Genomic DNA, 23273 nt, shown 5'->3' with positions numbered 1-23273 from the left:
CATCACTGACCGGTGGCGGGTTGCCGACGGCCCGCTACATTCGGCCGGGATGCGCTGGAGCACCTCGAGCAGGCTGTCACCCGAAGCGCCTGGAGACACACGAGGCGAAAAGCCTGGGCAGCGGAGCCCTGTCACTTGCAGTCGCCTGCATCTGTCAAGACGATGCCGCTGGCGAACAACTGAAAAGATCACGAACAACACGGATTCAATGTCCTCGGAGGTTGCGGTGACCGATTGGTCGGGTGAGTGTTTCGACGACCCGGAGGCAGAACGCGGATCCAATCAGACCGACCAGGACCCGCCGGGCGGGATCGGGCCATGCCAACACGGTCCGAATGATCCCGCGCGGGATCTCGGGTCACTGGATGTGTCGCCGTCAATGCCGACGGGGCAACCGCGGCCGGTGCCCCCCGGCGCTGACCACCAGGTTGTGTCGGGTTCGCCTGCGTTTTGGTGGCCGCGGGTTCCCACGGCACGCACGAGCCGCAAACGGCTACTCATCGCAGTGATGAGCGCCGGCGCAATGCTGGTAGCGGTGGCAGTCGTGTTGGTCCTCACTGTGGCCGACCGGCGCGACGGGCAGGCCGCCCGGTCAGCCGGCGATGCGGTCAGAAGCTACCTGGAAGCACTCGCCCGTGGTGACGCCGAGACGGCCCTGTCCTATGGCACGGAACAGCCTGCCATCACGGAATTTCTGAACAGCGACACCCTCAAAAAGCAAGTCGCGCAATGGCCAATCCGCAATATTCGGATCGTGCACGACAACTCGACGGCACCCAACGCGGCATTGAGCATGGCTCATGTGCATGTGGTCGTCGCCTTCGGTGATCAAACCTCAGACGCAACTTTGGATTTGAGGACGGACCACAACCGTTGGAAGCTGGCTTCGGCGGCGTTCAAGTTCACACCGGGCCTGGGTGCTTCGGTAGGCAACGTCGCCGCGAAAACACTCACGCTATTTGGCAAGCCCATTAGCGCGGCCACGGTTTATGTGTTTCCCGGGTGGATCGACATCGGCACCACCAACGCCTATTTGACGGTGACGGTCCAACCGCTTCTGCTCGACCAACTCACGCCCATGGCTCCATTCTGGGTCCATCCCACCTTCGCGCTGTCGGATAAGGGACGCGCCGCTGTGAGCGCGCAGCTGGCTATAGAGATGGCCAATTGTCAACAATCCAATCTGTTGGCACCTTGGGGCTGCCCGGTGCATCTCGAGTCCAGCGGCCTGGCCGAGGGTACCGCCGCCTGGGGGAGCGCCGACCTAAGCGCGGTCAAGCTCAACGATTTTGACCCTTACCGTCTGACCGTGACGTTCTCCGGTCAAGTCACCGTCCCGGTGACCGCCAGAACGTCGGCCGGGGCTACCGAGCAGGAGGATGTCATCGAATTCTTGTCGGGGACTGCTGATATGGCCAAAATACCGCCCGAACTCACCTTTCAGTAGACCAGGACCGCACCGCCATCACCGAACGCGCCAGCGACATGTCTGACCCGGCCGCGTTTCACCGCGTGTTGTGTACAGCCGGGTTCGCTTCCGATGTGTACGGGTCATTTTTGTTCATGCGGCAGCGCTGGTGCGTGTCATCATCACACCGTGCGGGGCTCAAGCGGTGAGGGTGGTACGACACGAAAATCAGCACAGAGCGTGGCTGCCTCGATCACGAGCAAACGATGCGCCGGCCGGGGTGAGGCCAAGACGATCGTGGTCGTGCCCACGCCGATGATCGCCGACCTCTTGTTCTGCTGCCATACCCTGCGGTGGGCATGCATCGCGGCCGACCCGACTGGGCATCCTCACCAGCCACGGTGGCTGGTCGCCGGTGGTGATATCCGTGGCTGACGCTTCGGTCGTCTCGGCGCGGCTGCGACCGCCGCGGCCGGGGAGGATGCTGATCGTGACTGCGGGCTGGGGCGCCTGTTTCGTGGGGATCCGCTATGGGCTAGTTGATGCTCCGATCTTGTGGTTCGCGGCGCTGCGGGCCCTGCTGGCTGGCGGGGTGTTGTTGGCGGTCGGTTGGTGTGGTCGGCGCCCGGCGCCACCGCGGTCGGCCTGGCCCGGCGTCGTGGTCTTGGGGTTGGTCAATGTGAGTGTGGCGTTCGCTGCGATGTTCGCTGGCACCGCCGGAGTGGCTGGCGGCGTGGCGGCGGTACTGTCCAACGCGCAGCCAGTCCTGATCGTGCTACCCGCTTGGCTGCTGTATGGAGAGCGGCCACGGCCGCGGGCCATGGCGGGGCTGGTGGTCGGGTTCCTCGGGCTGATCGTGGCGGCAATTCCGGCCGGCACGGGCAGCGGCGCGTTGTCGGCACTCGCGGCGTCGGTGGCGATCACCGCTAGTACGCTGCTGGCGCGCCGACTCGGCGCCGGCGTTGACGTGGTGATGTTCTCAGCGTGGCAGTTGGTGTGCGGCGGTATCGCGTTAGCCAGCTGGGCCGCCGCGGTGGAGGGCGTGCCTGCCGTGTCGTGGACACCGCATTTTGTTGCGGCCCTGTTGTTTTTGGCCTTGGCCAGTACCGCGTTGCCCTACATGATCTGGTTCAGCGAGCTGCAGCGGGCACCGCTGGTGACGCTGAGCGCATGGACCATACTCACCCCGGTCTTCGGGGTCGCCTTCAGTTGGGTCCTGCTCAATGATCGGCTCACTGAGATGCAGGGCATCGGCCTGTGCCTCGTTCTGGCTGCGATGCCGATCATCCTGCTGCCTCATCGGCATGCGGACACCGGAAACTAAAGCTCCGGACTTCCGTCGCGCACACAGGGACTGGCACTGGTGTAGAAACATGCGGACCACCCCAGTCGATCCCGACGTGATGCCTTGTTGTTTCGTCGCCGTTACGTGCCGCTTCTGTTCAATACCCCCGGGGGGTGCTAGCGTGGGTGTTGCCATGATCGTGAAAATTGCTCGCTACAGAAGGTGGCTGCGCTATACCACCGTGGTGGCGGCCGTCTTCTGGGTGATCGCCGTGGCCGGCGGGTGTCGCTTTCCCGCTATGAGCATGTCCGATATGGGCGTTTCCGGTGTTCGAAGTTCGTCGATCTCCACTGCGGTCAGCGACCATAGCGGCGTTGCAGTAGTCCAGTCTGCATCGGTTGGCGACGGCTCGGACCTGCTGATCGATCGCGGATGCAAGCATGCCGTACAGTCCTGCGCAACAACCGATCTCGTTGCGCTCGCCGCTGTTCTCGCGCTGGTGTTGTTGACCGGGTCGCTGACTTGGCCTGTGGTGTTAGCAGCCCGCGGCCCGCCGCGGCCTATCGCCTTTGCCTTTCCTCGTTCGGGTCGAAGTATCTTGACCCGCTTTTGCATCACTCGTACCTGATTGCTAAGTCTTAAGCCGTGGGTGGGTTGCCCCGCGGCTTTTGCTGCTGTCGGTAGTCGTCGCCACAACCCTGCTCGCGGCGTTCACCACAGAACATGAGTCCGGCCTATCTGGGCCTACTAACTAGCTCTTGTCCATCAAGGACAAGCGCCGACGGGAGGTGCGGTTGTGAGGGCGCGAACACATCAGCCGAGCGCACTGGTGATCGGGGCCGGTATCAGTGGAGGGACCACCGCACTGGTGTTGGCCCGGCGAGGATGGCGAGTCGTCGTAGCGGCCAACCGCTTTGACGCTGACACGGTGTCGAGTGTCGCGGGCGCTGTGTGGGAGTGGCCACCATCGGTGTGCGGTCGCCACCACAATCAGGCGGTGCATGCTCGCGCGGCCGTGTGGGCGTTGGATTCCTACCTGCGCTTCAGCGGACTAGCCGCCGATCACCGCACCGGCGTCATCGTGCGACCCATGGTGTTCTATTTCTCACGCCCCATCGAGCAGGATCGGGCTGCGATGACGAAAATGGCCGTCGTCAAGCAGCTACTGCCCGGGTTTGTGCACGACGTCGGGCTGATCGCCGAATACGGTGTCAACGCGGGCTGTGGGGTGGTGGACGCCTATTCCTATCCGGCACCCACCATCGATACCGCCAAGTATCTGAGATGGCTAGCTGGGCAGGCCCAAGCCGCCGGCGTGACCGTCGTTCGGCGCAGCATCTGCGGCCCGCTAGCCGAGCAGCACGACAAGCTGCTGGCCGAATTCGGGACAGACCTGATTGTGAACTGCTCTGGTTTGGGAGCCCGCGAATTGGCCTGCGATCCGACCGTGCAACCGCACCGGGCTGCGCTGTTACGGGTAGTCAATGACGGCACCTCCATGCCGCGCGTGACCGCGGTGCACGCGGTGGCCGGCGATCCGAGCACGGACAACCACGACGCCGTCTTCATTGCACCCCGCGGTGCTGATCGACTTTTGTTGGGCGCTCTGGTGGAGCCGGGCAAATTCGACACCGATCTCACGCTGGACAACTACCCGCCGCTGCGCGAGATGCTCGACCGCTGCACCGAATTCCTGCCGACTTTGCGGGTTGCCCAACTGGACTCGTTCGACCCGCTATGGGTGGGCCTGCAGCCGTTCCGCGAAGGTGGGGTACGACTGCAGATCGAACCCGACGCTTGCATCGTTCACAACTACGGCCACGGCGACGCCGGCGTCACCCTGTCGTGGGGCTGCGCCCGCGAGGTTGCTGACCTGGCCGCCGTGTTGCTCGCTCACCAGCGCCGTCTCAAAACCCGCCGTCACAGCAACAGCGAAGCGGCGAGCCCACTCGGCCTCTTCATGAATAAATCGCAAGTGTTTCAACAGGATTCAGCGCCTGCGTCGCCACAGGAAGGACTAAAACAATGATGACAAAGCCCGCACCGACGTGGATGACGCCCTTGCCATCGGTCGTGACCATTCTCGCGATGATGGTGGCCGGCGTCATGATCGCAGACATCGATCTGGGCGGTGGCCGGCCGCCGCTGCCCGCGATGGAAGCAGGTTGGCCGATCTCCGCGATCTCTATTAGTGCACCGGCCGGTGGTTCTGCGGGCGCGAAAGAAATGCCCAGCCAACCCGATGTGCACGCCCCTCGGTTTGTTGTCGCGAACAATTGTCCCAAGCGTAAGGGGCGCCGGCCGAGGCAGTGCTAATACCCTCGAAGTAGGAGATGATCGGTTTCGTGACATATCCGCCGAGGTGCAATTCGGGGCAGATACACGTTGGCGCGGTGGTGGCCCGTTGGCGTCTGGCCGTACGGGAAGCGTTGAGCGCCGGGCTATTACACGACTAGGCTCACATGATGCGCAGCGCTCGCTGCGCGTGGTATTACGTCACTGGCCAGCTCGTTCCCCCCGTCGGGGCCGGCCATATAATGGACCCAACGACTGCTAGATAACTCCCCAAAACCGCTGTGATGTCTAGGTTGGTGTGGCTGATTCGCGAAACCAAACGCGCGTGGCTTTACTGATTCGCAGACCGTTGCTGATGCTTGGGGTGGCGCGCAACGATCACCGGTATGCGGGCCGCTTGAGCCACTGCGGAGCTGACTGAGCCGAGCATCATTCCGGCGAATCCGCCGCGGCCGTGGCTGCCGACGACGAGGAGTTGGGCTGACTTGGAACGCTCAAGCAGGTGGGCGGCCGGCTGGTCATACACAACAGCGCGGAGCACGCTGACGTCGGGATAGCGTTCCTGCCAGCCGGCGAGTCTTTCGGCGAGGACTTCCTTGGCTGCCGCTTGCTGCACGGAGTCTTCCATGCTCGCAACCTGGGCTGCATCGGTGTCGGTCCACGCGTGTAGAGCCACCAATCGAGCGCCCCGCATCGAGGCTTCTGCGAATGCGATTGCAGTGGCCAATTCCGACGCTGGTGATCCATCGACGCCCAACAGCACGGGCCCACCAACGGCAGCCGGCGACGGGGCCGAAACCTCCCGGTGAATGACGGCGACAGGGCAATGGGCTCGATGGATCAGTCCGGCGCTGACCGAGCCCAGCAATACGCGACGCACGGTGCCCAGTCCACGGGCGCCTACGACGACGAGGTCCGCGGCTCGAGACATATCGACCAGAGTCGGCATGGGCGGGGAAAAGTGCAACTGACTGTCGATTTCCGCTGGATGAGCTTCTCCGACAGCGCTTTCTGCGATCCTGGTCGCACGGTCGTTGATGGCTTGCAGGTCAGTTTCGTGGCGGTGCTGCGCCTCTGTGGGAGTGAAAGGAGCGAGGCGCGGTAGTGGCGATCGGGGTGAGGCGTGCATAAGCGTGAGCCGCCGCTTACGAAGCACTGATTCGCGCGCAGCCCAGCGGACGGCGGCATCGGAACCAGCTGACCCGTCGACACCAACCAGCACGCCGAAATGGTGGTTGTTGCTGGCCATCTGACTGTCCTTCCGTGGGGACGGCGACTACGGGGATCGCGAGGCTGTGTAATGCGTTGCGTACGAACATCGAACAGCGGGGTCGACGGTCTCATGGTGCTCCGCGGGGCATCCACAGTGCGTCCCCGCGCGGTGGCGGGTTTAACAGGACGCCACAGTAGGGCTCGACGCATTCAGGAGGATTGCGTGTCGCGCGGTCAGGAGTGATCGGTGATGGATGGGGCGCCACGGTGGAAGTTGGGGCAGCGGTCTGCGCGGGTAGCGTTGTGTTGCCTCGTAACACAACGCTACCGATCCCGGCTGCTAACGCAAACATGATAGCGCCGCCGGCCAGCGCGATCGCCGCTTTCGGTTGAGATAACATCGCGCTCTCCGCTCGTGATTGGGTGTTCGTGCGAAGACAAAGTCTTCCAGCCGATGCCCTCCGGGGGTAGGGCATTCGGTCCCTATTGTGAAAGGCAATCCAGCCTCCATGGCGGTGTCGAGGCGAAGGAGCGGGCCTCCTGTGATGGCGGATATTTCACGAGGCAGTAGGGCTCCGCGGGAATGGGTCCCCGACGGTCGATGCCGCACATCCGCGCAGGTGGGTTGGTAACTGGAGATCGGTGTAGCGCGGCCTAATTCCTGGGTTATCTCCCGCAACGTTACCAATGGCTAACCTGACGCAGGCGGGATCATCGTTAGATCAGGCGGACCCGTAAACCCCCGCGCTGCCTCGATCCCCTTCGCCTTTTGCAGCGCAGCGTGCCCGCGAACCCTGCGAACGGTCATCACCTATACCACGCGGCTTGATCGCGCCAACTACCGAATTGGGTGAATTTCTCACCATCCTGCCCATGCCCTTCGAGATCGGCGGCGTCATGCTGGACTGGACCACCCTGGCGGCGGTGTTGCCTCACCTCGTTATGCCGTCACGTTTCGGCGAACGAATTCGCGGGAACGCCGCCGTCACCGTGCAAATTCCACCGCCACTTGGAAGGCCTGATTGCCCTAACTGCGGGGACCTAAGTCCCTACCCCGTGGGGGTATCTGCATGCAACATTGGGGTTGTTAGGACGAACGACCAAACACAGGAGAGTCTGATGAAATCTCAAACGAAAGCGGCGATCGCGCTGTTCGGCGGAGCGGCAGCGTTAGTTTTAGCGGTCGGATTTGGCGGCAGCGAATTGGCAAGCAGTACGACCACACCAGTTGCGGACCCTGCTTCGAGCGTGACGCCGGCGCCGCCCGCCCCAGGCGGTCCCGACTTTGCGGCTCCTGGCGGTGTCGACGGAGCGGGAGCACCCCCCACGGGCTTAATCGTGTCGCCGCACCCTACGCCCCCGGTGCCGCGCACAAACCCAAGGCCCTGAGCGCACACGGCTTTTCGGGTAGTGTCCGCGGCCGAGATATTTTTGTGTTTAAGGTCCGATGAATGGCCAATCTCGGAGTGCGCGGAGGTGCCGAATCGATGGCCCGAGGTTGAAGGGTTCGCAGTCAGGACCGTTGCTCACGACAAATAAACGGGAAAACCCCATTGCGGCGGCAGTGCGTAGCGGGTCAAGCAGCCCGGGGCGCTGGCAGCGGGGGCGATGGTGCAGAGCCGGAGCACTAGTTGGTCTTGATGGTGCCTAATGTCTTGCGGGGCAGCAGGATCCCATCCCCGACACCACGCAGATCGCTACGGACCGGGTCCTGCATCGGCGTGCCTGCGGCGCAGTCGACGCCCCACGATGATGCGCTGGGAGCCTCCCAGGGCTAGGTGGCCTGAGCCCATGCGCGTGATCAGCAAGCTCGTGGACGTGAAATGCGTCGTGGAGTTTGTCGGCATGGGACGCCAATGGTGTGCGCCCCGGCGAGCGCATGCGTTGGAGGCGTGAGTGGCGGCAGAGGCTCGCCGCTTACACGCCATCAATTAGGAGCGAACCAGCCGGGCAATGGCGGCAGAGGCCTCGGCCAGCTTCACTTCGACTTCGTCGCCTCCGTGGGTAATCGCTTGACTTATGCAATTATCCAGGTGATCGTCGAGCAAGTTTAGAGCCACGGCTCGCAGAGCGCTGCTGGCTGCGCTGATCTGGGTGAGGATGTCGATGCAGTACTTGTCGTCGTCGATCATCTTCGCGATGCCACGGACCTGGCCTTCGATTCGGCGCAGCCGTTTGGCGTAGCCGTCCTTGTGCGCAACATATCCGTGTGTGGTTTCCAACTGGCCTCCCAGCATTTTCGTCGACGGGTCGCTCTCGGCGTTGCCGCTGCGGTGACCAGTAGGTCGGCTACCAATGAGACCACTGACGCCTAGTCTAGCCTGCGGGGTTTATAGAATATCGGTTTCGTGCCTGCGCGTGCGTTCGCGCGATTAGTGACGTCAGCCAAGGCCGCCGGGGGAAGCGACGTGATCTTCGTGGCCGCCCCGGCGTTTGTGTCACAGGCCAGACCTACGTGGCGAGGGATTCGCGTTGACCAGCGCCGACTTCCCTGTGGGGTTCGACCGCGGGTGCCTCAGTGGTCGGCAGCGGCTTGATGGGGTAGCGGCGTAGGCGGTTGGCGTTGCCGACGACTGATAGTGACGATAGGGCCATCGCGGCGGCGGCGACCATCGGTGAGAGCCGCAGCCCCAGCAGCGGATACAGCGCGCCGGCTGCGAGCGGTATGCCAACGGCGTTGTAGATCAGGGCGAAAAAGAGGTTCTGCCGGATGTTGCGCATGGTGGCGCGGGAGAGCCGGATCGCGGTAACCACCCCGGCCAGTGACCCTGAAATTAGGGTGATGTCGGCGGCTTCGATGGCCACATCCGTGCCGGTGCCGATCGCTAATCCGACGTCGGCTTGGGCTAGGGCGGGAGCATCGTTGATACCGTCACCGACCATACCGACCTGGCGTCCTTCGGCTTGCAGCCGGCGGACCTCACCCGCTTTGTGTTCGGGCAAGACCTCGGCGAGCACTCGGTCGATCCCGACCTGGCCTGCGATCGCGGCTGCCGTGCGGGCATTGTCCCCGCTGATCATCACCACGTGCAGACCCAACTCGCGTAGTGCGGCGATGGCGGAGACGGAGTCGCCCTTAACGGTGTCGGCCACGGCGATGACGCCGGCCGGGTAGCTGTCGACCGCGGCGAGTACCGGGGTCTTGCCCGCGGCTGCGAGCTCGGTGCTGATCTGCTCGAGTTCGGCTGTGTCGATACCGTTTTCAGCCAGCAAGGTCGCGGTGCCAACCAGGACACTACGGCCAGCGACCGTAGCCTGGACCCCTTTGCCGGTGACTGAATCAAACGCCGCTGGGGCGGGAACGGTGATGCCGCGGCCACGGGCACCGGCTATTACCGCGCTGGCTATGGGGTGCTCGCTGTCGGCTTCGGCTCCGGCAACCAGCATGAGCAGTTCGTTCTCCGCCACGGTCCCGGTCGCGTGGACGTCGGTGAGAGCAGGTTTGCCGGTGGTGATGGTTCCGGTCTTGTCCAGCACGATGGTATCGAGCTTTTGCGCGGTCTCCAGTGCCTCCGCCGAGCGGATCAAGATGCCTGCGCGGGCGCCTTTGCCGGTGGCGACCATAATCGATAGCGGGGTTGCCAGGCCCAGTGCGCAAGGGCAGGCGATGATGAGCACCGCCACTGCCGATACCAACGCTTGGGTCAACGTGGGTGTCGGTCCGGCGATGAACCAGATTACGAAGGTGATGAGGGCAGTAGCAATCACGACCGGCACGAAGTAGGCCGAGATGGCGTCGGCTAGCCGCTGGATCGGCGCTCTGGATGCCTGTGCCTGCTGCACCATGCGGACGATCTGGGCCAGCATGGTGTCCGCACCGACCTTGGTTGCACGCACCCGCAACGACCCGGTGGTGTTGAGCGTCGCGCCGATGACAGCGTCGCCAGTGTATTTGGTGACTGGTATCGATTCGCCGGTCACCATCGACTCGTCAACGGCAGACTGCCCAGACAACACTGTTGCATCGACCGGGATTTTCTCACCGGGGTGGATCACGATCTGGTCGCCGACGATGACCTCATCGACGGGAAGCTCGGTTTCGATGCCGCCCCGCACGACACGGGCCGTGCGGGCTTGCAACCCGAGTAACGCGCGGATAGCTTCACCGGTGCCAGCCTTGGCGCGGGCTTCCAGCAATCGGCCCAGCATTATCAGGGTCAGGATCACTCCGACCGCCTCGAAATACACGTCGCGAACTTCGGCCGGCAAGACCCCAGAGGCGACGGTGACCAACAGACTGTAACCATAGGCCGCCAGGGTGCCCAATGTGATGAGGCTGTTCATGTCGGCGCTGCGGTGCGCCAACGCCAGCCAGCCGGTGCGGTGGATCGGCCACCCCACGTAAAACATCACCGGGGTGATGAAGGCAAGCTGCACCCAATGGTCGAACAAGATCCCCGGCACCCACTTCGCGCCCAAGGGGTGAGCCATTACCGCATACAGCACCGGAAGGGTAAATGCCGCGCCGATCACCACCCTACGGACCAGGTCGGCGCTCTCGGCGCGACGTTCTTCGGCCTGGGTAGCCTCGATCTCGGCGGCGGCCGGCTCGGCCACACCATCGGCTGGCGCGCAACCTGAAGCGGCGGTGGGCGTTTCAGATTCGCCAGGGGGCGTGGCCAGGTCGTTGGGGGTGACGACGAGTGTGCCTGAGACCATGTTCATGCCGCAGGCGAACCCGAACGATCCCGCCTGCTCCGGGGTAAACCGCACTGTGGTGCGCTGGTAAGCGGGCAGCGCCGCCGACAAATGGAGGTCGGGAAATACGACCCGCGATGTGCAATCCCCGGTCTCTTGCCGATCGAACTCGATCTCCACCGTAACACCTTGGCGCACCTCTACGACGTTTGGGCTATACCCACCGCTCACCCTAATCTGAAGCCGCTGCACACCACCGCCGACGGTAGCGGCCTGCGCGCGTCGCGGGGCAAAGAAATACCACGCCAACCCCGCGATCACCAACGCCGTCCCAACCAGAACGGCAACGTCGACACCGGACATCTTTAACTCCTCAATCAACTGAGACGAATTAGGAAGTAGGCTGTGGATGGCCCAGATGGCCTATCCGCCAGCTCCTTCGGCAAGATCTGATACGCCCCAGGCGTCGACACCCCAGACAGCTGCTGACGGATGACACCACGGCGACCCCCAGGGCGTGACACCGCCACGAGCCCACAGCCGTGGACGACAGCACGTGTTTTGGAGAACCCATTGGCGGACGCTAAGCCGCGTCGGGGCGGCGTGCTCGGCACTCCTGAAGCGCGAACGCCGCATGACCGGTCCAACATAATCCGAGCCTACCCCCCCGGGGTAGGTATTGACGTCACGTGGTCGAAGATGCCGAGTTCAGACAAGCGCAGGTTGGGTCGCCGCCCTGGTGGACAGCGGTCTACCGGATTCGCTTCATGCGGATGAGGGTCCTGGCCTGTGAGCTCGAGCCGGCTCTATTCGGCAGAATCGCCAACCACCCGATGTTGTCACTCCGAGGGATTCGGCGCGACGGACCCCGTACCCGCAACGCTCGTTGACCAATTCCTTCGCCGTGTCGACCGACCCGAGCACCGAGATAAGTTATGGCGTTTGTTCCCTGCAGTCCTAATTCCGTGGAAATTAGGGCACGCGTAGGTGTGTTGACTGACGGCGGCGTTGGGAAGAAAGTGACCTGAGGCCGGTTTGGAGCTGACGACATTGACGACAACGGTGATGCCGTTGCCCCACCTGTCACCACGGCCAGAATGCAGAGATGGGGTAACCCGGTACACGACCGGTGGGTAACTTCACTACTGTCATTCTCGTGTGCAATGTACCGGCGGCCCGGGCCACGTCATCGTTTGAAGAAATCGGCGCCTACGCGCCCTGAGGGCTTCGGCCACGCGGTCATTGGCGTGCCTCAGCGCGAGCAATAGACTACTGTGTAGGTACGTAGACCGTAGATTGCCCCGGGTGGTCTACGGTCGATTCGAGGAGGAGACATGCGGTGCCGGGGCTCGCGACCCTGGCCTGCGCTGTCGGATGGGGCTAATGATGCGCACCGACGCACGCGATGGCCAGCAGGCGGCCTCGCACTACCGAACCCGCCTCGTCATGTATCTCGGCATCTTCGACCAATCGATGCGCAACAGGATCGCCTTAGGCGGGCCGTTACCCGATCAGCGTGGTTGCAACCACTATGGTGTTCGACCGCCACCACCGCGTCGCGGTGATCGTCCTGCGGGCGATCCGGGCCAGGACCTCCCACCGCTGATCCAACGCCAGGCCGCCGGGCCATCCGCATGATCCCTGTGAAATGGAGGCTCAAGATGCCGAAAAACGCGCCAGGTGCTAGGCCAAACGGTGCGAGCAGGAGAAAGGGGTCCTGTGTCGCGGCACGGAACGCTGGCGCGCGGGGGCGCAGCGGAGGATGGGTACGGATCGTCCTAGCAGGAATCGTCGTCTTGATCGCCATCCTCGTCATCGCGAAATCGGTTCGTTCTCAACAGAATCAAGCAGTTCCTCTGCAGCTGCATAACCCACCCGTTACCGCTGCGGTCGGTCGTCAGACAGCTCCGCCGTGGAGCGCTCCGACCGATGCAGCTGCCGCGGTGCGAGCTGCCGGGCTGCCCATGCTCAGTCGCGAGGGCACTGTCGAACACATTCATGCCCACCTCGACGTGCGCGTTAACGGGCAACCCGTTGAGGTCCCCGCGATGATCGGTGTCGACCGGCGGGGAATCAGCCCCGTGCACACGCACGACTCGACGGGGGTGATTCATATCGAATCGCCCGTGATGCAGACGTTTACCCTCGGCGAGTTCTTCACCGAATGGGACGTCGGACTGTCCACCGACAGCATCGGCGGTTTGCAGACCGGCAACGGAAAGACGCTGCGGGCCTTCCTCAATGGCACTCCTGTCACCGGCAACCCTGCGGCCCTGCCCATCAACGCGCGCGACGAAATTGTGCTGATCTTCGGGAGCCCCCAACCCGGAGAATCCATACCCAGCCATTATGAATTCGCGGCGGGCCAATAGCGCTGCGCCTTGGAAACCAATTGATACGGCGTGCGGTCGAAATTATATCGAGCGTTGCAGCATCACGTGACCGTTGTCGGCCAAAACCACTTGTACTGCAGCGATCTGGCTGATCGGCATCGAAACGCTGCCGGTGGGTGTCGCCGTGTGGCGGGGGATGGCCACCCAAGACGCCAGCCGGGTTTGGCTGCCGTCGCGACCTACCACGACCAGTGCCACCGTATCGTGGGGGGCATCCGGTGGAGCCAGGCACACGAACTTCAGCGCGATGGTCGTACCCCACTGCTGGCCGTCAAGCGATACGGTCGAGGACAGTAGGGTGGTCCCGACCTGGTCCATTGGCAGGGCCGACACGGTCGACTGCTGCGGGGTGGACGTCAAGAAACTGCTGTGAACCCCGATCAGCACACCGATCGTCAGAATGATGGCAGCGGCGGCCCAACCCATCCAGGTCATCACGCGGGTTCGGCGGCGACGCGAATGCACCGCGGCCAGTAGCGTTGGGAGCAACTCCGGTGGCATCTCCGATGCGGCGGATGGCTGGTCTGCCTTGTTGATCGCGGCGATGTCATTGCGGTCAAGCTGTGACAGCATGGCCGGAATGCCACTGAGTTCAGCGATGGCTTGTCGGCATTGCGGGCAGCCGGCCATGTGCGCCTCGAATTCGCGCCAATCGGTGGTGCATAGTGATCCCAAGACGTAGGCGGCATCCCACATCGCGTGGTGGTGGTTGTCACCAGTCGGGCCGGGACCGCGTAACGATGTCCTCATCATCTTCCATCCCCAGCTGGTAGCACCGCATTTGAGATTTCGGGCGCATGGACGGGCTGGCGGACGGCTTTAGGCTCAAGCCAACCAACTTGCGCCATTTGGCATTCGCCGCCGACGGGCCTCCGGATGAGCGGCCGCGTGCTCGATGTGTCACCCGGTCTCGTGCAGGGTGACCCGCAGTGCCCGGGCGGGATAACACGAATCGTGACTTCACCGTCGTTGCGGCGATTCGAACGTCTGAAGCAATCCGTGTGGTAGTCGATCCCCGATGGCACGAGCAATTCGATCACGGCCCGATGCCCGGCCCACGGTTGGCCGATTGCGTCGAGGATCACCAGCTGGCCCAGCGCGGCGCCGATCTCGTCAGGAGTGGTCACCCGAGGCGTGCTTGAGTTGCTGCCTCGCTCGTCGACGAGCACGCTGCGCGCCATGGTGAAGAGCGGCCCTCGCGCCGATCGTTCGGCGGCTGCGGCTCGTGATTGCTGCCGCCTCCGCTGGCGCGGCTCGCGGACGACGTCTTCGGCGCGACGCTGGGCGCTCGTTAAACCCATTGTGTATCGCCATAAGCCGGCGGAGCGCTCGTCGGAGAGAGCCGCCATCGCCGCGACTTGCCACTCCGATCCTGCGGTGGCTCCTGGCACTCAGTCACCTCCTGTTGTGACACGAGTCGAGTACCTGGTAAGTTCACCAACCCAAGCGTTACCACCCTGATTATCTACGACATCTGTACGTAGATAGTAAGCCTCGTATCTCGCTGTGGCCACGCTGGTTTCGTCCAACTCCCCGGCGACGCACAAGACGAACGCGATAGATGACGTGGGATCGAGCTGGCTCCTGAAATGGGTGGCCGGTCGCAGCAAGGGCCGCGTCGGCTCTGTTCATTGCTGACACCGTCCAGGTGGCGGCGTCGCCTGGCGTGCGAGGCGGTACCCGAGAGACGATTTCTACGGCAGGCTGATGTAGGCGTGCAAATTGAGGTGGTCGCGTTAGCTCGTTGACCGTCAACAAGATTGAGGTATCCAGGAGGTGTCACGTGGATAGGTTCACCCGGCGCGCGGCGCTGGGCGCCTGCGTGCTGGCCGGTCTGGGGTATATGCGCGCGCTGCGCGCTCGGGACGCCGATCCTGCGGATCCGGTTGACCGACGGCGGCATGATGGGCTGCCAATCCGGCCGACATGAGCGCGTATACGGAGATGTTCCGCCGGCCCACGGAGATCAGTCGCACGGTCGAGGAGATCCCCGGCGGGGTGCGCACCACCACCGAGTCGAACTCGCCGGACCTGGCCGCCCAACTGCACGACCACGTGTCGAGCATGTACTCCCATCTTGACCACGGCACGGAGGTCATATGTATGGGCTCGGGCCTATCGATGCTGTTCGGCAACGCCCGGGGCTACCGCCGCCGGTTGACCCTGACACCTAGGGGCGTCATCGCCGAGGAAACCAGTGATGATCCCGCGTTGATCGACCCGATCCGTGCTCACGCCCGTGAGGTGAGCGGCTTCGTCCACGACGACGGGATGCCCGCGATGATGTAGGGCATGCTGGGCGGCTCTGGCGGCATGACGGGACACGGCGGCATGATGGGGCCACCGTAGCCGCCGACGAACGCGAAGTCACTTCGCACCAATGCCACTGCAAGGCAGCCATATTCGACATGCTGCAGGCAGAGCCCCTGGGCCCGGCATGGTTTACTTGCGTCGGCGTCGTCTGGGCAGCCGCTGCAACGCAGCACGCAACCGCGCGGATTCTTCTGGGCTGATCTGTTCGAGGAAGTGGCTAAGCACCAGCTCGGCGCGCCCCCCGCCGTCGAGCGCCTCACGCATAAGCCGGGCACTGTGCTGCTCGCGGGTCAACGTCGGCCAGTACCGGTAGGCCTTGCCGTCTCGTTCACGCGCCAGCCACCCTTTGGTGTGCAGGTTGTCCATGGTTGACATGACGGTGGTGTAGGCGATCTCGCGTTGGGCAGCCAGCTCGTCGAAAATTTCGCGGACGCTCGTCGCTCCATCCCGGTCCCAGATGCGGTCGATCACCACGGCTTCCAACTCTCCGAACCCGCGCACCCGCACCGTCACGCCTCCCACCGGCCCCGCATCCCACACCGCGCGATGTACTCAACTACGTACGTGCATAGTAGATTAAACTATGGTGCACACACAATGTCGGGTATCCGACCACGACGGCCGATCTTGGCCGCACGCGCGCGGCCCCAGCCTCGGCAATATATAGGCGCTCCCAGGGCAGGACCTGGCGATTGGGGTCGCGGGCTGGTCTTATTGGTTTCGTACTTAGCGCAGCATTGCTCGTTGGCCGTTAGCTGTCGTGAAGGCGGACCTCGTGTAATCGGGTGGTTGGTGCTGCGTGCTGTTGGTGGGGGTTGGTGGGGGTGCGGGTAGGGGCTTCTGGACATCGGCCCGCTATGCGACGACTTGCACGGGATCGCCGATAGTGACGCGTTCGAAATACCACGCGGCGTTGTCGGGGCTGAGGTTGATGCATCCGTGGCTGACATTGGAGTTTCCCTGAGAGGTGACTGACCAGGGTGCTGAGTGCACATACACGCCGCCCCAGGTGACTCGCACCGCGTACTCAACGGTGAGCTTGTAACCCTCTGAAGAGTCCAGCGGGATACCGATGGTTCGCGAATCCATCACTACACTGCGTTGCTTTTCCAGCACCGTGAAGGTGCCGACCGGGGTCGGGCGGCTGGCCTTGCCCAGCGATGCGGGCATGGTCCGAAGTACCTCTCCGTTCCTGCTGACGGTGAAGGTGTGTGCAGAGATACTGGCCACCCCCAGCAGCGCATCGCCGGTGTCGAATCCCGTACCCAGCTCGTGCACGCTTACCGTGACATGGGAGTGAGCGGGCCAGTAGCGAACCGGAACCCACTGCACGACATGGTCATCGACCCACTCGAAGCGACCGGTGATGTTACCCGGTGACGTGACGCGGATGGTCCGCTCGATCGCGGCGCGATCAGTCGCCGGCACCGCCGCGGTGAAGATCACCACTACTGGGTGTGCGACTCCTACCAGCGCTCCATTGGAGGGAAGGATCTCGGCCACGCGCGGTGCCGCGTCAGGGGAGGGGACGGCCGCCGAACTGAAAATCGGGGGGCGGGCCGCGGCCGTCACCGCGAGGGCGACCACAACGGCGAGATAACGAACCGATCGACGCATAACCTTCACCCTCCTTCTGCTCGGTACTGCTGTGGCGGCCGAGTTACCGATCGAACACATCGACCCTGTTGGCAGCGCCGACAGCAACGGTTTTGAGCTAGCGTGCTCTCTCAACTAGCTCTGTGTCGGTGATCTCGGCCGGGCTCAGCGACGCGGTTGCATCCTTCTTGAGCCACCACCACACCACGGGATAGGCAGTCGCGAAGCCCAGCCACATGCCGGCCCACATGATCAGCCACAGCGCCATCGACGTGCCCGAATACTTCAATACAAAGGCCACAAGCAGCATCGAGGCGCCCATGCCCACGTCGAACGCAAGAATCGCGAGCGTCGAGATCAGTGATGCGGCCCGCAGCCGCTGACCGACGGTCGGCGCTGAGCCGGTGCGTGAGAGCCAGTGGTATTCGAAGACAATCAGCACCGGCAGGGCGAACGCCGCAATCAGCAAGATCATCGGCCACACCGCCTGGTGTGCGATGGTCATGCCGGTCCACATCACCAGCGGCATGGCGATCGCGTGCCCAATCATTGACGCGGCGCCACCGGGAATAGTGGCAACTGCGACCGTCGCGGGAAAACCCAACCGAGGCGGTTCCCCGTGTTGCCGTTGCCATTTCCGGGTCGCTGGTCGGCCCCAACCGTAGTAGGCCCACAATGCGAACGGGCCGGCATAAATCGCGGTGATCGGCCACACGGCCTCCATCGCGGGTACGGGCTGCCGATGACCGCCAACATAGATGTCGGCGAGAATGACACCGGCCAGCACCACCCCGACGCTCGTCACCACCCAGCCCAATACCGTCACCCACTCTGGGGCGGGCATAGCCATCATCATCATTATCTTGGTCCTTTCCCCATCGATCGAACAACGAACTTCCGCCGGCACTTTCGGCGGCCTCGCCACGGCCGTCTCAGACGGCAGCCTCCCGCACTAGCATCGCGCCGGCTAGGTCGGCAACGTCGTGAGCACAACCCCACGACAAAGTCACGCCCGCACCTCCGTGACCGTAGTTGTGCACGATCCGAGTGCCAGGCTGCATTTCGAGTCGCACACCTCCTTCACGGAACGGCCGCAACCCCACCCGCAGAGGATCGACCGGATCCAGCCGGGCACCGCGCAAAATCGGCAGGAACTCTGTGCAACGCTCGAGCATCTCGCGCAGCGGCGGGTAATCCAGGGTGAGGTTCGTGTCGTATTCACCGGGTTGGACGAGCCCACCCAGCAACAGCCGGTCAGCTCCACGCGGCACGATGAAGACCATGTTCTGGTCGTCGCTACCGGTGTTGTTGGCTACCGCATGGGCCGCCGTCACCGGTGGTATCGACGACCCGTCGTTGATCACACGCAACAGCGCTCCACGGTGCGGGTCCATGGCCAGGTCGCCGGCCAGCTGACGCGCTCCCAGGCCGCTGCAGTTGACGATGAGGTCAGCTCCGTATTCGGAAAGCAACCGATCCTCGTGTTCCTCGAGCGGACCGGAGATACTGGCCCGGATGGCCTTGACACCCTCGGCCTCGGCTTGGCTGGCCAGCCAGGTCAGGTACCTGTCGGTATTGATGGTGGGTGCCAAATGCGAATACGCGTCGACGACCCCGGCGTTCGGGTTGACACCGTGGGCTTCGATCAGTGCGGCGTCATGCGCGAACCCCGGTACATACTTTTCGAGCTCGAGCATTTTCTCCAACTCGGCCGGATCCTCGCGCACGGAGCGGGAGAAGTAGAAGACCGCGGGCCGAAGACTTACCCCGGTGCGCGGATCGGCGGCAAGCCTCATGAAACGCTCATAGGAATGCATTGCCCAACCGGCTGAACGGGCAAGCACAGCCTGGTCATCGTGATGGCGGCCGCACACCGAGGGAGGCCATTCCCACAGCGCACCGGCCACTGTCGACACCGTGTCGGAGCCGAACCGGTCGGCGACCACAGCGACTCGCCAGCCCTGGCGAGCCAGCACCAACGCGGTGGTCCACCCGCTCACTCCGGCACCAATGACCAACGCACCTGGCTGGTCCTTGCGTGCCGTCACCAACCCGGCTCTCGCCGCTGCTTGACCCTGGAAGCTAGACGCGACAAAACTCATGAATTTCTCGTTTCTGTTTCAACGCCGCGATCTGCGCGGCGACGGATTCGGACAACACCAACGAGCCGAAGCATTCAGCGCAACAGCTTGAGGGCTGACCTATCAGATACGAGCGGTACAGAATTGGATCAAAATACTTCGGCCCGAACGGCCTCTAATGGCGTTTAAGGCGTGAAAAGAAGGAGGCGGTCCGCGCGTAGGCGGTATGGCTGACCCTGCCATTACGCCAGCCAAAGCCGCGACTGCGGCAGCGAGGACAAGCCCAGCCGCGTCCGTTGTCGGTGACGTCCGAAGTATGAGTAGGCATCCGCCGACGATCGGCGTCGATGCGTGCGCGTTCGACACCTGGGACGCCGTGACGCCGCTCGTTTCGTGGCCTGCCTGGGTTGGCGACGTGGACGCCACCGCCGGCGCCGCGCTAGTCATATGAACGAAGTGGCACCCAGCGCCGAGGCTCACCGCCCAAAAGAGCACAGCGACTGCGCTTACATAGCGCAGCCACAGCCGAAAGCGGGCTCCCCGGGAAGTCATGATGGTGGTGATAATATCACCCCCGGGGGGTATGCAACAGACACGACTCGCCATCTTGAGTGAACATTCCTGCGGCGCATTGGATCTAACTGGGCGCTAATCCGACGTGCAAATCAGCCGATCGGTCGTCACACCCTGAACTCAGCTACCCCAACAGGTGTGCCATACGCTGCGCATCGACCACTCCGATTCGACGTCGGCGGTCGCTAGCTAGGACCGGTTACGCCGGATCGACGTCGATGGGAAGTTTCTCGCCTAACCGTCAGACCGGGCCCACAGAATGGTTTCGTGCAGGGGGCGATCGTGCTGGCGGGCGGTTTCCGCGGAGCGTCGGCGGTCGGGCTAGGTGCGACAGGGACCACCGGCTCATGGCGGGGTGGCGACGCGGGCTGCGGCTCTGTGAGGTGTGCTTGGCCGCTGGGGGGCGGCGTGGAAATCAAAAGAGCGCTGGTGGCGAGCACTACGGCCAGCAACCCAGTCTCGACACGTATAATGTTGCCTAGCAACGAGATTCGCATATTTTCACGGTGAATGAGCCGACCCGCCAGAGCCGTCAACGATGCGGCCGCCACGAGGCTCAATTTGATCAGTAACACCCGCCCGTAGGTCGTCGATATCAGCTGAGGTAGTGAGACGACGGCTAACGCAGTGAGGATCCCGGTGGCGACGACAAGTAGATAGGACCACAGGGCTATTCGGACGTAGCCCGTCATCACCGAGCGCGCCGCTACCCCTTGGTGTCGCCACGCCAGGACGGCTCGAGTGGTGTGTAGCAGCGCACCCACCCACACCGTGACGGCGGCCAGATGCACGCCTACGAGTACCGCTCCCCAGAGCCCGTGATTAATGGTGGCGTGCGAACGGATGCCCTCCGCCGCAATGACAATAGCTAGCGGCGCAAGAGCCCAGCGGCCAAATTTGGCAAAAGCGGCCGCGGTCACGAGACCTGCTCCTTGCACCAGCAAAACGGCCCCAGCGCGGCCCTGCCATACCGCAGCGAAGGCGCCAGCATCGCTAACGCGCTGTATCAACAGACCGATCACCGCCACCAGTGCCAAGGCCACGCCCGCAGGCACCCACGAGGGCAGCCGGGGGAGTGCGGGCTGCTCCTGGCGGACGGCGTCGGTGGCGCGCTGTGCGACCAGGCTGCCCACGGCGATGGCTAACCCGGTGAGCAGCAGCCACCGAAGCAGGCCTGTATCCCAGTCCGGACCGGTGTTCGCGCGCCGGCCCAGACCCGGAGTCCCGGTGACTCCGACCGCGAAACTGAATTCCTCTTCGGTCTCATCTCCGTCGCTGCCGGTCACTCGCCACCGCACGGTATAGACGCCCGGCACAAGAGGACGCTGGGGCTTTGTCGTCATTGCAGTACCGTCGCGCTCGCTGCGCGCCGCTCCTACCGGCACCTGCCGTCCCGAGCCGTCGAGCAGGGTGATCGCGTCGGGCGCGCAAGTCACGGCCTCGTTGAAAAATAAGGTGATCGACGCGGGCGAGACACTCACAGTGGATTGGCTTGCCGGGTCAGCCGACACCAAAGTTGGGTGCGCCCACGCAACGCCCGCGCCTACGCCGGCCACCGCCAGCGCGGCGGCGACGCCAGCACCGGCTATCAGGCGGCGCAGCCAGGTGGTCACAGCACCCGGTCTGGCGCCGCGACATACCCTGTGCAGGTGTCTGTTTCACCCAGACATTGAATTGCAACGCTCCAATTCTGGCCGATAACTTGCTCGATATGCCTGAGCACGTTGCTTACTCCGCCCACTTCATCAGCTCTGCGCGAGCGCGTCGGCTTCGAACAGAGCCGCCTATGATTGCCGGTCGCCACCATGGCCCGAGCCGCGGCAGCCTCGGCGGGGGAGCGGATATGACGACCGGTTCTGCGGCAAGACCCGAGGTGTCTTTCCGACCCCGCCGACACACTTTGCGCGACCATCGCAGATCGAACATTCGCGAGACTGCAGTCTAGGGCTTCAGTAGGTTCCCGCTCTCGCATGACCAAAGACACTGGCGCACCGCCTCGTTCATGGATTTTGTAGGATTTAGCGACTGTTCGCCGCTACTACTATAGGGGGGTAGGCTATCGTAGTGCGAGCTACTGCCGAGACTGTACGCGTCCAACTCGTAGTTCGAGGACACTCAGATAGCGTGAAACGGTTGGACGCCAAGGATTTAACACGTCGTCGAGAATGGCGCGGGCGAGCGTAGATATTCGGCTGATTGTGGCTTTCGCGCGTAGCTCGCATATCTTGCTCTAACTGACGCGCCCGCGGCAACGCAGACCAGCATTGCGAGCCACATCGAGCGTCGGCTTTGTCACCGGGGGTCAAGGCGCCAACGCCACCTGCCTGGCCGCAGCCCGCCACGCGATGCTGGCCCGGGCCGGCTGGGACGTGGAAAAGGTGCGCTCATCGGCGCACCGCCGCTACGCATCCTGTGCGGTGAGCACGCTAACCCCGCCATCGACACCGCCCTGCGCCTGCTCGGTCTGGGTGCCAACACACCCCTCCGCATCGGCACCGACGACCAGGGCCGGACGAAACCCGAGGCACTCGTCGACGCGCTCGCCCAGGCAGAGGAACCCACGATCGTGTGCGCCCAGGCCGGAAACGTAGCCACTGGCGCATTCGATGCCTTCGAACCGATCGCCGACGCCTGCACCACCCACAACGCCTGGCTACACATCGACGGGGCATTCGGCCCGTGGGCAGCTGCTGCACGGGCCACCCAACACCTCACCCGCTGTGTCCAGCGCGCCGACTCTTGGGCCGTTGACGCCCACAAATGGCTCAACGTGCCCCATGACGCGGGGATGGCCATCGTTGCCGACGCTGAGGCGCACGTCGCCGCCATGCGATTGGCGGACGGGCGCTACTACGTGATCGATTCCGGTCAGCGTGACAACACCAACTACGTGGCCGAAAGCTCCCGCCGCGCCCGGGCGGTGCCCATCTACGCCGCCATCCGATCACCGGGCCGCGCCGGTGTCGCCGAATTGATCGAACGTAACTGCGCCCAAGCCCGGCGCATGGCTAAGCGGCTGGCGGCCATCCCCGGCGCCGTCGATTGTCAACGACGTCGTCCTCAACCAAGTGCTGGTGCGACTTCCAGGCGGAGATGACGCCAACCGGGCCGCCCTGTCTGCCATCCAGCGCGACGGAACCTGCTGGCTAGGCGGGATGATCTGGCAGGGCCAGTGCGTACTGCGGATACCGATAGTGAACTGGGCGACAACCGACGACGACATCGATCGTTCAGCTGCGGCTATATCCTCTGTGGCACAAACCGTTCTGCGCCCGAAGGGCTAAGCAGGTCGGCCTTGAAGGCGTCTTGGGCATCGGCGTCGCCGAGCTCCATGCTGCACCGGGACAGTGAATACCTCCGTGCCGAAGTCTATAGGAGAACCGGTGTCCGTTCTCATTGAATCTGGGGCACATTTACTAGTCTGACCTGCATTGCCCCAGATTGGATGAGAATTTCGATCGCGACGTTTCTCATTGAAT

Annotated in this window: 18 protein-coding genes and 1 pseudogene; 10 read left to right on the top strand and 9 right to left on the bottom strand. The window is 63.6% G+C overall.

Translation table 11 applies throughout. From position 1 onward, the window contains the following. The first annotated feature begins 508 nt into the window (after positions 1–508). The 6 genes from SKC41_RS30850 to SKC41_RS30825 all read left to right on the top strand — a co-directional run bounded on the left by SKC41_RS30850 (position 509) and on the right by SKC41_RS30825 (position 5009). The gene (locus tag SKC41_RS30850) at positions 509–1447 is read left to right on the top strand and encodes a hypothetical protein (RefSeq protein ID WP_330981483.1); all 939 of its coding nucleotides are present in this window, start codon (positions 509–511) and stop codon (positions 1445–1447) included. Positions 1448–1648: 201 nt separating this feature from the next. Then, positions 1649–1843, top strand: coding sequence for a hypothetical protein (locus tag SKC41_RS30845; RefSeq protein ID WP_330981482.1), 195 nt, complete (start codon positions 1649–1651; stop codon positions 1841–1843). Next, the gene (locus SKC41_RS30840) at positions 1836–2732 is read left to right on the top strand and encodes a DMT family transporter (RefSeq protein WP_330981481.1); all 897 of its coding nucleotides are present in this window, start codon (positions 1836–1838) and stop codon (positions 2730–2732) included. Before SKC41_RS30845 ends, SKC41_RS30840 begins: the two co-directional genes overlap by 8 nt. A 142-nt stretch (positions 2733–2874) precedes the next feature. Next, entirely contained in the window at positions 2875–3321 is a 447-nt protein-coding gene (locus tag SKC41_RS30835) for a hypothetical protein (protein ID WP_330981480.1), read from the top strand. A gap of 168 nt (positions 3322–3489) precedes the next feature. Then, positions 3490–4722 carry an FAD-dependent oxidoreductase gene (locus SKC41_RS30830; protein ID WP_330981479.1) on the top strand — a complete coding sequence of 411 codons (1233 nt, stop codon included), beginning with the start codon at positions 3490–3492 and terminating at the stop codon, positions 4720–4722. Then, positions 4719–5009: a hypothetical protein gene (locus tag SKC41_RS30825; RefSeq protein WP_330981478.1), complete on the top strand. Its 291-nt coding sequence runs from the start codon at positions 4719–4721 to the stop codon at positions 5007–5009. The genes SKC41_RS30830 and SKC41_RS30825 overlap by 4 nt, the downstream gene beginning before the upstream one ends. A 310-nt stretch (positions 5010–5319) precedes the next feature. Here SKC41_RS30825 and SKC41_RS30820 read toward each other — a convergent pair whose 3' ends face one another. The 3 genes from SKC41_RS30820 to SKC41_RS30810 all read right to left on the bottom strand — a co-directional run bounded on the left by SKC41_RS30820 (position 5320) and on the right by SKC41_RS30810 (position 11201). After that, entirely contained in the window at positions 5320–6237 is a 918-nt protein-coding gene (locus SKC41_RS30820) for a universal stress protein (RefSeq protein WP_330981477.1), read from the bottom strand. Positions 6238–8131: 1894 nt separating this feature from the next. Beyond that, positions 8132–8437, bottom strand: a complete 306-nt coding sequence (locus tag SKC41_RS30815) for a metal-sensitive transcriptional regulator (RefSeq protein WP_061559499.1) — start codon at positions 8435–8437, stop codon at positions 8132–8134. Between the two features lie 214 nt (positions 8438–8651). Further along, positions 8652–11201: a heavy metal translocating P-type ATPase gene (locus tag SKC41_RS30810; RefSeq protein WP_330981476.1), complete on the bottom strand. Its 2550-nt coding sequence runs from the start codon at positions 11199–11201 to the stop codon at positions 8652–8654. Between the two features lie 1433 nt (positions 11202–12634). Here SKC41_RS30810 and SKC41_RS30805 point away from each other — a divergent pair. Beyond that, positions 12635–13210, top strand: a complete 576-nt coding sequence (locus SKC41_RS30805) for a hypothetical protein (RefSeq protein WP_330981475.1) — start codon at positions 12635–12637, stop codon at positions 13208–13210. A gap of 42 nt (positions 13211–13252) precedes the next feature. Here SKC41_RS30805 and SKC41_RS30800 read toward each other — a convergent pair whose 3' ends face one another. Further along, complete coding sequence (locus tag SKC41_RS30800; protein WP_330981486.1) at positions 13253–13981, bottom strand: anti-sigma factor family protein; 729 nt, start codon at positions 13979–13981, stop codon at positions 13253–13255. A gap of 1033 nt (positions 13982–15014) precedes the next feature. Between SKC41_RS30800 and SKC41_RS30795 the strand changes: the two are divergent. Continuing rightward, positions 15015–15520, top strand: a pseudogene (locus SKC41_RS30795) (hypothetical protein). 153 nt (positions 15521–15673) lie between these two features. Here SKC41_RS30795 and SKC41_RS30790 read toward each other — a convergent pair. From SKC41_RS30790 to SKC41_RS30775, 4 genes are all read right to left on the bottom strand, one after another. Continuing rightward, a complete protein-coding gene (locus tag SKC41_RS30790; RefSeq protein WP_330981485.1) occupies positions 15674–16051 on the bottom strand; it encodes a BlaI/MecI/CopY family transcriptional regulator in 378 nt (125 codons plus the stop codon). Positions 16052–16399: 348 nt separating this feature from the next. Further along, positions 16400–17161, bottom strand: coding sequence for a L,D-transpeptidase (locus SKC41_RS30785; RefSeq protein ID WP_330981474.1), 762 nt, complete (start codon positions 17159–17161; stop codon positions 16400–16402). Between the two features lie 97 nt (positions 17162–17258). After that, positions 17259–18065 carry a DUF4396 domain-containing protein gene (locus SKC41_RS30780; protein ID WP_330981473.1) on the bottom strand — a complete coding sequence of 269 codons (807 nt, stop codon included), beginning with the start codon at positions 18063–18065 and terminating at the stop codon, positions 17259–17261. A gap of 7 nt (positions 18066–18072) precedes the next feature. Then, positions 18073–19242: an FAD-dependent oxidoreductase gene (locus SKC41_RS30775; protein WP_330981472.1), complete on the bottom strand. Its 1170-nt coding sequence runs from the start codon at positions 19240–19242 to the stop codon at positions 18073–18075. Positions 19243–19537: 295 nt separating this feature from the next. On the opposite strand from SKC41_RS30775, the gene SKC41_RS30770 reads away from it, so the two are divergent. Beyond that, positions 19538–19672: a hypothetical protein gene (locus SKC41_RS30770; protein ID WP_330981471.1), complete on the top strand. Its 135-nt coding sequence runs from the start codon at positions 19538–19540 to the stop codon at positions 19670–19672. Positions 19673–19979: 307 nt separating this feature from the next. Here the strand turns inward: SKC41_RS30770 and SKC41_RS30765 are convergent, their stop codons facing one another. Beyond that, a complete protein-coding gene (locus SKC41_RS30765; protein ID WP_330981470.1) occupies positions 19980–21407 on the bottom strand; it encodes a copper resistance CopC/CopD family protein in 1428 nt (475 codons plus the stop codon). A 650-nt stretch (positions 21408–22057) separates the two neighbouring features. Here SKC41_RS30765 and SKC41_RS30760 point away from each other — a divergent pair. Then, positions 22058–22891 (top strand): pyridoxal phosphate-dependent decarboxylase family protein, encoded by an 834-nt coding sequence (locus SKC41_RS30760; RefSeq protein ID WP_330981484.1) that lies wholly within the window; start codon positions 22058–22060, stop codon positions 22889–22891. Positions 22892–23273 lie beyond the last annotated feature (382 nt).

The sequence above is a fragment of the Mycobacterium sp. 050128 genome (genome assembly GCF_036409155.1).
In the GTDB taxonomy this organism is placed as follows: Bacteria; Actinomycetota; Actinomycetes; order Mycobacteriales; family Mycobacteriaceae; genus Mycobacterium.
This window is presented reverse-complemented; position numbering and strand designations above follow the sequence as displayed.

What these genes read in the sequence shown, in the direction of transcription:
- SKC41_RS30820 (WP_330981477.1), bottom strand. Translation starts at nt 6,237, where the DNA reads ATGGCCAGCAACAACCACCATTTCGGCGTGCTGGTTGGTGTCGACGGG.
- SKC41_RS30785 (WP_330981474.1), bottom strand. Translation starts at nt 17,161, where the DNA reads ATGCGTCGATCGGTTCGTTATCTCGCCGTTGTGGTCGCCCTCGCGGTG.
- SKC41_RS30850 (WP_330981483.1), top strand. Translation starts at nt 509, where the DNA reads ATGAGCGCCGGCGCAATGCTGGTAGCGGTGGCAGTCGTGTTGGTCCTC.
- SKC41_RS30825 (WP_330981478.1), top strand. Translation starts at nt 4,719, where the DNA reads ATGATGACAAAGCCCGCACCGACGTGGATGACGCCCTTGCCATCGGTC.
- SKC41_RS30800 (WP_330981486.1), bottom strand. Translation starts at nt 13,981, where the DNA reads ATGAGGACATCGTTACGCGGTCCCGGCCCGACTGGTGACAACCACCAC.
- SKC41_RS30770 (WP_330981471.1), top strand. Translation starts at nt 19,538, where the DNA reads ATGAGTAGGCATCCGCCGACGATCGGCGTCGATGCGTGCGCGTTCGAC.
- SKC41_RS30775 (WP_330981472.1), bottom strand. Translation starts at nt 19,242, where the DNA reads ATGAGTTTTGTCGCGTCTAGCTTCCAGGGTCAAGCAGCGGCGAGAGCC.
- SKC41_RS30815 (WP_061559499.1), bottom strand. Translation starts at nt 8,437, where the DNA reads ATGCTGGGAGGCCAGTTGGAAACCACACACGGATATGTTGCGCACAAG.
- SKC41_RS30810 (WP_330981476.1), bottom strand. Translation starts at nt 11,201, where the DNA reads ATGTCCGGTGTCGACGTTGCCGTTCTGGTTGGGACGGCGTTGGTGATC.